This is a genomic window from Streptomyces coerulescens (assembly GCF_042657965.1).
GTDB classification, from domain to species: Bacteria; Actinomycetota; Actinomycetes; order Streptomycetales; family Streptomycetaceae; genus Streptomyces; species Streptomyces coerulescens.
Genome location: NZ_JBHSKM010000014.1, coordinates 1 through 11960 on the forward strand (window position 1 = coordinate 1; position 11960 = coordinate 11960).

At 73.3% G+C, this 11960-nt stretch carries 2 protein-coding genes; both read right to left on the reverse strand.

The features are described from left to right. Window positions 1-339 (reverse strand): beta-ketoacyl synthase N-terminal-like domain-containing protein (locus ACFPQ9_RS21550; RefSeq protein ID WP_380855416.1); only part of this gene is annotated, 339 nt, incomplete at its 3' end. Between the two features lie 47 nt (window positions 340-386). Further along, window positions 387-11960, reverse strand: an 11574-nt coding sequence (locus ACFPQ9_RS21555; protein WP_417803898.1) for an SDR family NAD(P)-dependent oxidoreductase, incomplete at its 5' end; no start/stop codon positions are given.

Here is an 11960-nt window from a genome sequence, read left to right on the forward strand (position 1 = left end):
CTCACGCGGCGAGATCCCGAACAACTCGGCGTCGAAGTCGGCGCCGTCGTGCAGGAAACCGCCCTGCCGCGACGACGACTGGCCCGGCCCGTCCCCGAACAGTCCGGTCAGGTCCCAGCCGCGGTCCACCGGGAACCCCGACACACCCTCGCCGCCGGACGCCACCAGATCCCACAGGGACTCCGGCGAGTCCACCCCGCCCGGGAATCGGCAGCCCATCCCCACGATCGCGATCGGCTCGTGGTCCCGGGCCTCGACCTCGCGCAGCCGCTGACGGGTCTGGCGAAGGTCGGTGGTCAGCCGCTTGAGATACGTCAGAGTCTTGTCGTCAGTGGGCACGCGAATCCTGTCCCTTTGTCACCTGAGGGGCACGCCAAGGCCCGGCGTCAGCCCTCGAGTTCCCGATCGATGATCGCGAACATCGAGTCCAGCGAGGCGGAGTCGATGTCGTCGTTGTCCTGCTCGGTTGCCGCTGTGCTCGGTTCGTCGAGGCGGGCCGTCATGGCCCGCAGTCGGTCACGCAGTTCCTTGCGTGCCGCTCCGTCCTGTTCGGCCAACGCGAGAACGGCCGCCTCCAGCCGGTCCAGATCGGACAGGCTGGGCGCGGAGCCGCCCTCGGCACGGTCGAACTCGGTGCTCAGCCGGGCGGCGAGATCCGCCACGGTCGGGTGGTCGAAGATGAGGGTGGCGGGCAGCTGCAGCCCGGTCACGGTCTTCAGACGGTTACGGAGGTCCACGGCCGTCAGCGAGTCGAAGCCCAGCTCCTTGAACGCCCGTGACGCATCGACCGATCCGGCCGAGGCGTGTCCCAGTACGCCGGCCACCTCGGCCAGTACCGCGTCCAGCACCATGCGGTCCCGTTCGACCGAGCCCAGCCCACGCAGCCGCTCCGCCAGACCACCACCATCGACGGCGGCCCCCGAGGAGGCCGCCTCCCGACGCCGCCCCGTCAGTGGCACCAAATCGCGGAGCACGAACGGAACTTGGTCGATCGTCAGCGCGGAGGTGCGCACGGCGACAGGGACGGCATTCGGCTCGTCGACAGCGAGCGCGGCGTCCAGCAGGGCCAGCCCGTCGCCCGTCTCCAGCGCCGGGAAGCCCTGTCGCGCGAGCCGCTCCACATCGGCCGCACCGAGGGTGCCGCCCATGCCGTCCGCATGCGCCCACATGCCCCAGGCCAGCGATACCCCGGGCAGTCCCTGGGCACGTCGGGTGGCCGCGAGGGCGTCGAGGATGTTGTTCGCGGCGGAGTAGGCGGCCTGGCCTGCGTTGCCCACGACACCCGCGAAGGAGGAGAAGAGCACGAACGCGGACAGGTCACGGTCGGCCGTCAACTCATGCAGATGCAGGGCCGATTCCGCCTTCGCCCTCAGCACCGCGGCCAGCCGCTCCTCGGAGAGGTCGGCGATCAGCCCGTCGTCGAGGACGCCCGCCGCGTGCACCACGGCGGCCAGTTCGACGCCGTCCAGTACGGCGGCCAGTGCCGCACGGTCGGCGACATCACATGCCCGCACCCGGACCCGGGCACCCAACTCCTCAAGCTGCGCGGCGAGTTCCGCAGCGCCCGGAGCCCCGGCGCCGCCCCGGGAGACAAGCAGCAGGTCCCGTACGCCGTGGGCGGTGACCAGGTGCCGGGCGACCTCCGCCCCAAGACCACCGGTACCCCCGGTGATCAGCACTGTCCCGTCGCCGCTCCACGGCGCCGGCACCCGCAGCACGACCTTCCCGACATGCCTGGCCTGCCCCAGCAGCCGTAGCGCCTCCGGAGCCCTGGACAGGTCGTAGGACGTCACCGTCACCGGCCGCAGCGCACCCTGCTCGAACAGCTCCAGCAGCACCGCCCACATCCCCGCGATCCGCTCCGGACCCGCGTCCATGACGTCGAAGGCCGTGTAGTCGATGCCGTGCTCGGCCCGCACTCGCTCCGCGTCACGGATGTCGGCCTTGCCCATCTCGACGAACCGCCCACCGGGCCGCACCAGCCGCAGCGAGGCGTCCACGAACTCGCCCGCGAGCGCGTCCAGTACGACGTCGACCCACGGCCGGAACCGGTCCGCGAACTCGGTCGTGCGGGAGGAGGCGATCCGCTCGTCGCCGATCCCGAGTTCCCGCAGGACCGGCCACTTCGGCTCGCTCGCCGTCGCATACACCTCGCCGCCGAGGTGCTGGGCGAGCTGCACGGCGGCCATACCGACACCACCGGCGGCGGCATGGATCAGCACCGACTCGCCCTCTTTGAGTCCGGCCAGGTCCACCAAGGCGTAGTAGGCGGTCAGGAACACGATCGGCACGGACGCCGCCTGCTCGAACGACCACCCCTCCGGAACATGTGTCAGAAGCCGTGCATCTGTCACAGCGGTCGGACCGAACGCGCCGTCCAGCAGGCCCATCACCCGGTCACCGACCACCAGGCCGGTCACCCCCGGGCCCACCTCGACGATCACACCGGCACCCTCGTGCCCCAGCCGCCCCGCGTCCCCGGGATAGGTGCCCAGCACGTTCAGCACGTCCCGGAAGTTCACCCCCGCGGCCCGTACCGCCACCCGTACCTCACCGGCCCGCAGCGTCCGCCGCTCCTCGGTGATCATCGCCACGCCGTCCAGGCGGCCCCGCTCGGCGACCTCCACCCGCCAGGACGTCTCCGCGGTCGCGGGCGGCGGTACCAGCAGTCCGTCCGTGGTCATCGGTGTCAGGTGCGGGAGCCACATCCGGCCTTCACGGAAGGCGAGTTGGGGTTCCTCGCCGTGTGCCAGGTGGTGGGCGAGGCTCCGGTGGGATGCGGGGTCGCCGTCCAGGTCGGCCAGGAGGAACCGGCCCGGGTGCTCGCTGATCGCCGACCGGACCAGTCCCCAGACGCCGGCACCCGTCAGGCCGGGGGCGTGGGTGCTCGGAGCAGCTCCGGCCGGGACCGCGTCGTGGGTCGTGACCACCAGACGCGTTCCGGTCAGGCGCTCGTCCGCCAGGCAGGTCCGCATGGTCCCCAGGAGACCAGCGATCGGGCTGAGGACTTCACCAGAGTTGCCGGTGCTCTCCGGCCGGAGCGCGGTACCTCCGCCCTTGCTGTCCCGTATGGGCACTATCACCGCGTCGGGTGCTTCTGCGCCCGTGTCGAGGGCGGCGATGAGGGCGGCGAGGTCGTGGCGCCGGGTGATCGGGACGCCGGCGTCGGCCCACGGCTCCTCGGCGCGTGCGTCCGGCGAGAGCAGCACCAGGCGTTGTCCGAGGACGAGTTCGTCGCTGTCCGGGATCGCGGCGGCTGTCCAGGCCAGCCGGTAGAGGTGGTCGACACCGGCCGGCGTGCGCAGGTCGGCGGCGGACACCGGGCGCAGCAGCAGGGACCGTACGGCGGCCACTGGCGCCCCGACGGCGTCGGCCACGCGCAAGGAGACTTCACCGTCGCCGGTCGGGTGGAGGTGGGCGCGCAGGGTCGTGGCACCGGCGGCCGTGATGGACACGCCCGACCAGAGGAACGGCAGCAGGGCCTCGCCGTCGTCCTCGGCTCCGGCGCGCAGGGCGAGCGCGTGCAGGACGCTGTCCAGTAGCGCGGGGTGCACCGCATAGGCGCCGGCCTCGGTGGCGGCGGGCTCGGGCAGTACGGACTCGGCGTAGAGGTCGTCACCCTGCCGCCAGGCGCGGCTCAGTCCGCGGAAGGTGGGGCCGTAGTCGAGTCCGGCGGTGGCGAGTCGCTCGTGGAGGCCGTCCAGCGGCAGCGGTTCGGCGTCGGCCGGTGGCCATGCGCGCAGGTCCCAGTCGGGCTCGGCCGGGCGGGTGGCGAGGGTGGCGGTGGCGTGCAGGGTCCAGGGCGTGTCGGCGGCTGCGCCCTCGGGGCGGGCGTGGACGCGCAGGGCACGGCTCCCGTCGGCCTCCGGCGGTTCCACGGAGATCTGCACCTGTGCGGCACCGCCTTCGGCGAGGACGAGCGGCGCGTGCAGGGTCAGGTCGGCGACATGGTCGCGGCCGACCCGGTCACCGGCCTGGACGGCGAGTTCGAGCAGCGCCGTGCCGGGGACGACGACCCGTCCGGCGACCACGTGCTCGGCCAGCCAGGGCCGGCCGTCGGCGGACAGTCGCGCGGTGAGCAGCAGGGTGTCCGACCCGGCGACGGGCAGCGCCGCGCCCAGCAGCGGATGGCCGGGGTCGCCGAGGCCGAGGCCGTCGGCGGTCGCACCGGAGCGGCTGGGCCGCAGCCAGTACCGCTGCCGCTGGAAGGCGTACGTCGGCAGCGGGACGATGCGCGCTCCGGATCCGGCGAGGACGGCGGCCCAGTCGACGTCGGCGCCCCGGACGAACAGCTCGGCGACCGCGCCGAGGAACGTCTCGGCCTCGGGCCTGTCCTTGCGCAGCACGGCCACCGCCATGCCCCCGGCGCCGGTTTCGACGAGGCTGCTCAGTACAGGGTCGGGACCGATCTCCAGCAGCCGGACGGCCCCTTCGGCCGTGACCGCCTCGGTGGTGGCCTCGTGGAACCGCACCGGCTCCCGGATCTGCCGCACCCAGTAGCCAGCGCTCGTCCAGTCGCCGTCGGCGAGCGGGGCACCGCTGACGGTGCTGATGGCCGTGCAGCGGGGAGTGCCGTAGTCGATCTGCTCGGCGATCGTGGCGAACTCGTCGAGCATCGGCTCCATGAGCGGGGAGTGGAAGGCGTGCGAGACGCGCAGGCGGGTGACGCGTCGACCGCGTTCACGGACCGCCGCCATGACGCGCTCCACACCGTCCTCGGTGCCGGAGACGACCACGGCGGTCGGTCCGTTGACGACGGCGATCGACACATCGTCGCCGCCGGTCAGGAGGTCGGCGATCTCCGTGGCGTCGGCCTCGACGGCAGCCATCGCGCCACCCTCCGGCAGCGCCTGCATCAGCCTCGCCCGAGCCGCCACCAACCGCACCGCGTCCGACAGTTCGAAGACACCGGCCGTGTACGCGGCGGCGTACTCGCCGATGGAATGCCCCAGCACCACATCCGGCCCCGCACCCCACGAACGCAGCAACTCAACCGACGCAACCTGCACCGCGAACAGCGCCGCCTGCGCATAACCGGTACGGTCCACAAGAGCCGCGGCCCCGGAACCGTCCTCCGCGAACAGCACCTCACGCAACGCCAACGGGAAACCGACCGCACCGGACAGCTCCGCCTCCAGCAACGCGACGGTCTCGTCAAAGACGTGAGCGAACTGCGGGTACACCGCGTGCAGTTCACGCCCCATACCCAGACGCTGACTGCCCTGACCGGTGAACATCCACCCCGTACGACCCTCGGTCACCGCCCCGGTCACGACCGCCCCCGACTGCACCGCCTCACCGCCACGCCCGAGAAGAACCGCACGATGTTCCAACACGGCCCGGGACGTAGCCAGTGACAACCCGACGTCCACCGGATCGAGTTCACGTGCCTCGAAGTCCTGCAAGAGGCGTGCGAGCTGGGCGCGCAGGGCCTCCTCGCCTCGGGCGGACACGGGCCACGGGACGACCGGCGGAGCCGTCACCGTCCGCTGCTGCGGCTGCGGGACGGCCGGGGCCTCTTCGAGGATGACGTGGGCGTTCGTGCCACTGATGCCGAAGGACGACACACCCGCGCGACGCGGACGCTCACCGCGCGGCCACGCCCGCTCCCCCGTCAGCAGCCGTACGGCCCCGGAGTCCCAGTCGACGTGTGTCGAGGGCTCCTCGGCGTGCAGCGTGCGCGGCAGGGTCTCCTCCCGCAGCGCCATCACCATCTTCACCACGCTCGCGACACCGGCCGCCGCCTGCGGGTGGCTGATGTTCGACTTGATCGAGCCGAGCCACAGGGGCTCCTCATCGGTCCTGGCCTGTCCGTACGTGGCGAGCAGGGCCTGGGCCTCGATGGGATCGCCGAGCCGGGTGCCCGTGCCGTGTGCCTCGACCGCATCCACCTCGGAGGCGTCAACCCCCGCGGCGCCCAACGCCTGCCGGATCACCCGCTGCTGCGACGGACCGTTCGGCGCGGTCAGCCCGTTGGACGCACCGTCTTGATTGACCGCACTGCCTCGCACCACCGCCAGAACGGGGTGGCCGTTGCGGAGCGCGTCGGAGAGACGCTCGACGACGATGACGCCGGCGCCCTCGGACCAGCCGGTGCCGTCGGCGTCGTCGGCGAAGGACTTGCAGCGCCCGTCGCCCGCGAGACCGCCCTGCCGGGCGAACTCCAGGAACATGCCCGGGTTGGCCATCACGGTGGCGCCGCCCGCGAGGGCCATGTCGCATTCGCCGGACCGCAGCGCCTGGCAGGCCAGGTGCAGGGCGACCAGCGCGGAGGAGCAGGCGGTGTCCACGGAGACGGCGGGGCCCTCCAGGCCGAGCAGGTACGACAGTCGACCGGAGGCGACGCTCGGCGTGCTGCCTGTGAGCAGGTAGCCCTCGGTCACGGAGGTCGACTCGTGGAGGTGGCCGCCGTAGCCGTTGGCGGAGACGCCCGCGTACACGCCCGTCGCCGTGCCGCGCAGGGAGGACGGGTCGATGCCTGCCCGCTCCAGCGCCTCCCACGCCGTCTCAAGGAGCAGCCGCTGCTGCGGGTCCATGGCGAGCGCCTCGCGCGGGGAGATGCCGAACAGCTCGGCGTCGAAGTCGCCGGCCTCCGCGACGAAGCCGCCGACGGCCGCGACGCCGTCGAGAGCACGGGTGTCCCAGCCGCGGTCGGACGGGATCGGCGTGATCGCGTCCTTGCCGGTGACGACCAGGTCCCACAGGGCTTCGGGCGAGTCCGCGCCACCCGGGAACCGGCAGCCGAGGCCCACGATCGCGATGGGGTCGTCGGCGGGGGCGAGAGCCGGAGCACGGGTTCCGCCGGTCGCGTCGTCGTCACCAAGCAGATGGGTGCGGAGGTGGGCGACGAGGGCGCCGGGCGTGGGGTGGTCGAAGACGAGCGTGGCGGGCAGGGCGATGCCCGTGGCGGTGCGCAGCCGGTTGCGCAGGTCTACGGCGGTGAGCGAGTCGAACCCGAGGTCCTTGAAGGCGCGGTCCGGGTCGATCTGTGCGGGCGAGGCGTGTCCGAGGACCGCCGCGACCTGGGCGCGCACCGTGTCGAGCAGCAGGCGTTCCCGCTCGTCGGGCCGCAACCCACGCAGCCGGTCGGCGAGTTCACCGCCTCCCGCGCCGAGCGGACGGCGGGCCTCGCGACGGCGCCGGGCCGCGGGGACCAGGTCGTGCAGGACACCGGGCAGGGCGTCGTGACCGGTCTCGGCCAGCGCGGGGATCCGCAGGGCGGCGGGGACGGCTGTGGGCACGTCGAGGAGCAGCGCGGCGTCCAGCAGGGCGAGGCCGTGGCCGGTGTCCAGCGCGGGGTAGCCCTGCCGGGCCATACGTTCCAGCTCGGCCGCGTCCAGTGTGCCGCCCATGCCGCTGCCGGTCGCCCACATGCCCCAGGCCAGCGACACGGCGGGAAGTCCTTCGGCGCGACGGGCGGCCGCGAGGGCGTCCAGGGCGTTGTTCGCGGCGGCGTAGGCCGCCTGGCCCGGGTTGCCGACCACGCCGGCGAACGACGAGAACAGTACGAACGCCGACAGCCGCCGCCCGCGCGTCAGTCGGTCCAGATGCCGGGCCGAGTCCGCCTTGGCGGCCAGGACGCGGGCCAGCCGCTCCGGGGTGAGGCCGGTGACGAGGACGTCGTCGAGCACACCGGCCGCATGCACCACGCCCGTCAGCTCGACATCGTCGAGGACGCCGGCCAGCGCCGCACGATCGGCCACATCACACGCCCGCACATCGACCTGGGCGCCCAACTGCTCCAGTTCGGCGGTGAGTTCGGCGGCGCCCGGAGCTTCGGGCCCACGCCTGGAGACGAGCAGCAGGTCCCGTACTCCATGGGCGGTGACCAGGTGCCGGGCGACCTCCGCGCCCAGCCCACCGGTCCCGCCCGTGATCAGCACCGTGCCGTCGCCGCCCCACGGCGACGGCACCCGCAGCACGACCTTCCCGACGTGCTTGGCCTGCCCCAGCAGACGTAGCGCCTCCGGGGCACGCGAGATCGGGTAGGCGGCGACCGGCGCCAGCCGCAGGGCGCCGTCCTCGAACAGCTCCAGCAGCGCCGCGAACATCTCGGCGATCCGGTCCGGACCGGCGTCCATCAGGTCGAACGAGCGGTACGACACCCCGTACTCGGCACGTACCTCCTCCGCACCACGGATATCGGTCTTGCCCATCTCCACGAACCGGCCACCCGGCCGCACCAACCGCAACGACGCATCCACGAACTCACCCGCCAGCGAGTCCAGCACCACATCCACACCCGACCCGAACCGCTCCTCGAACTCCGTCGTGCGAGACGAGGCGATCCGCTCATCGGGGACCCCGAGTCCCCGCACGACCGGCCACTTCGGCTCACTCGCCGTCCCATACACCTCGCCGCCCAGATGCTGAGCCAGCTGCACCGCCGCCATCCCCACACCACCGGCAGCCGAGTGGATCAGCACCGACTCCCCCGCCTGAAGAGCGGCGAGGTCCATAAGGGCGTAATAGGCGGTCAGGAACACGATCGGCACCGACGCCGCCTGCTCGAACGACCACCCCTCCGGCACCCGCGCCAGCAACCGCGCATCGGAAACGGCCGACGGACCGAACGCCCCGTCCAGCAGACCCATCACCCGATCACCGACCACCAGGCCGGTCACCCCCGGCCCCACCTCCACAACCACACCGGCACCTTCGTGCCCGAGCCGACCGGGGTCGCCGGGATACATGCCAAGGACGTTCAGCACGTCACGGAAGTTCACCCCCGCCGCCCGCACCGCCACCCGCACCTCACCGGGTTCCAGGGGGCGTCGGTCCTCCGGAACGAGTGCGACGCCGTTGAGGCGCCCTTGGGCGACGACGTCCATCCGCCATCCGTCGCTCGATCCGGCGGGCGGCAGCAGCACGTCGTCGGTGACCGCCCTGACCAGGCGCGGGACACGCACAGTGCCCTGGCGGACGAGCCGTTCGGCCTGGTCGGGGCAGTCGGCCAAGGCCCGGTACGACTCCGGCGAACCGTCTACGTCCGCGAGCCGGAACCGGCCCGGGTTCTCGCCGGAGGCTGAGCGCACCAGGCCCCACACGGTCGCGCCGGCGAGATCCGTGGCGTCGTCGCCGATGGCCCCGGAGGTGACGAACACCAGGTGGGAGCCCGCGAGGCGGGGTTCGGCGAGCCAACCCTGGACGAGGGCGAGGGCGGCGGAGGCCACGTCGGTGAGGGAGCGGTCGTCCGTGGCCACGGGTGCGAGAACCGTGTGCGGCGGCTCCTCCCCGGCGTCGAGTGCCGAGGTGAGGGCGGCGAGGTCGGCGTGGACGCGGGCGGGGGCGTCGGGCAGGAGCCCGGGGTCGCCCAGCACGGTCCAGGCCGCCGTCGTCCGGGTGGTCGCGACCTCGGTATCCGTCAGGGGCCGCCAGTCGAGGCGGAACAGGCTGTCGCGGAAGGCGCTGTCGGTGGGGGTGGGCGCGCCGGGTGACAAGGGGCGCAGGGTCAGGGCGGCGGCGCGGGCGACCGGTTCGCCGGTCGCGTCGGCCACCTGCAGGGTGACGGTGTCGTCGCCCTGGGGTGAGATCCGGACGCGGAGCGCGCCGGCGCCGACGGCCGACAGTTCGACGCCGGACCACAGGAACGGCAGCAGCGCGCCCGTGTCCGCGCGCTCCCGCAGCGCCAGCGCGTGCAGGACGGCGTCCAGCAGGGCGGGGTGGACCCCGAATCCGTCGGAGCCCTCTGCCATGGATTCCGGCAGCGCGGCCTGGACGAACCAGTCGTCGCCGGAGCGCCATACGGCCTCCAGTCCGCGGAAGGCCGGGCCGTACGACAGTCCGGCCGATGCCAGCCTCTCGTACAGGCCGTCCAGTTCGACGGGTTCGGCGCCCGGTGGGGGCCAGGCCCGCAGGTCCCCTTCCTCATCCCCGGCGGAGGGCTCGGTCTCTGCCAGGAAGCCTGAGGCGTGGACCGTCCAGGGCGCGTCGGGGGCGGTTTCGGGGCGGCCGTAGATGTACAGCTGCCGGCGGCCGTCGCTGTCCGGGGCCTCGACGCCGAGCTGGATCTGTACCGGACTCGCCTCGGGGAGGACGAGCGGGGTGTGGAGGGTGAGTTCGTCGACGCGGTCGAGGCCGACGCGGTCCCCGGCAGCGAGGGCCAGTTCGAGCAGGGCGGTGCCGGGCAGGATCACCGAGCCGGCCACGGCGTGGTCGGCGAGCCAGGGCTGGTCGGTGGTGGACAGCCGGGCCGTCAGCAGGACGGCGTCCGAGCCGGCGACGGGCACGGCGGCCCCGAGCAGCGGGTGTCCGGTGGTGCCGAGGCCGAGGTCACCGGCGGCCACGGTGGCGCGGGGCGCGTCGAGCCAGTAGCGGCGGCGCTGGAAGGCGTACGTCGGCAGGGGTACCTCGCGGGCCCCCGTGCCCGCGAAGACGGCGGCCCAGTCGACGGGGGTGCCACGTACGAAGAGCTCGGCGAGCGCCCGTAGCAGGGTCTCCGTCTCGGGGCGGTCCCTGCGCAGGGTCGCCGCGGCGGGTGCGTCGTCGGCGAGCGCGGTCAGGACGGGGTCGGGGCCGATCTCCAGGAACCGGCCGGCGCCCTGGGTCCGGGCCGCGTTGAAGGCGTCGTGGAAGCGGACGGGGCGGACTATCTGGTCGGCCCAGTAGGCGGGGGTGGTCCACTCGTCCTCGCCGAGCGGGGCGCCGGTGACGCTGCTGGCGGCGGCGACCTGCGGCGTCCGGTAGGTGATCGAGGCGGCGACCTCGGTGAACTGGGCGAGGACGGGCTCCATCAGCGGTGAGTGGAACGCGTGCGACACCCGCAGACGGGTCACCCGGCGGCCTTCCGCACGGGCCCGCTCGACCACCGCGTCCACCGCGGTCTCGGTGCCGGAGACGACCACCGACGTGGGCCCGTTGACGGCCGCCAGGACCGCCCCGTCCGGGAGCCGGCCGGACAGATCCGCCTCGGCGACCTCCACGGCGGCCATCGCGCCGCCCTCGGGCAACGCCTGCATCAGACGGGCGCGGGTCGCCACCAGCCGTGCGGCGTCAGGCAGTTCGAAGACTCCGGCGGTGTACGCGGCGGCGAATTCGCCCACCGAGTGACCCAGTACGGCCTCCGGCGCCATACCCCACGACCGCAGTAGCGCGACCAGCGCCACCTGCACCGCGAACAGCGCCGGCTGCGCGTATCCGGTGCTGTCCAGCGCACTCTCGTCGTCCGCGAACAGGGCGTCCTTGAGGGGCCGGTCGAAGCCGAGCTGCTCGTCCAGCAGCGCGCACACCTCGTCCAGCGCGGTGGCGAACGCGGGGTGGGCGTCGTACAACTCCCTTCCCATGCCGACCCGTTGGCTGCCCTGGCCGGTGAACATCCATGCCGTACGGCCGTCGGTGACGGACCCGGTGATGCCGGGCCCGGTGAGCTGTGCGCGCAAGGCGTCCCGGTCGGGGCCGAGCAGGACGGCACGGTGTTCCAGCACCGCCCGGGTGGTGGCGAGGGACAGGCCGGTGTCCAGCGGGTCCGCGTCCAGGGGGGCCAGCCGGGCGAGTTGGGCGCGCAGTGCGTCGGCCGCGCGCGCGGAGACCACCCATGGCACGGTCGGCAGCGGATGCTTCGGCCGGGGTGCGGAGGCGGGGCGGGGGGCGGGGGCTTCTTCGATGACGACGTGGGCGTTCGTGCCGCTGATGCCGAACGACGAGACACCCGCGCGGCGCGGACGATCGCCCCGCGGCCATGCCCGTTCCTCGGTCAGCAGCCGCACCGCACCCGACTCCCAGTCGACGTGGGAGGACGGCTGCTCGGCGTGCAGGGTGCGCGGAAGTCGTTGCGCACCCAGGGCCAGCACCATCTTCATCACCCCGGCCGCGCCCGCTGCCGCCTGCGTGTGGCCGATGTTGGACTTCACGGTGCCGAGCCAGAGCGGCTCGTCGCGTGCCTGGCCGTAGGTGGCGAGGAGGGCCTGGGCCTCGATGGGGTCGCCGAGCCGGGTACCGGTGCCGTGCGCCTCGACCACGTC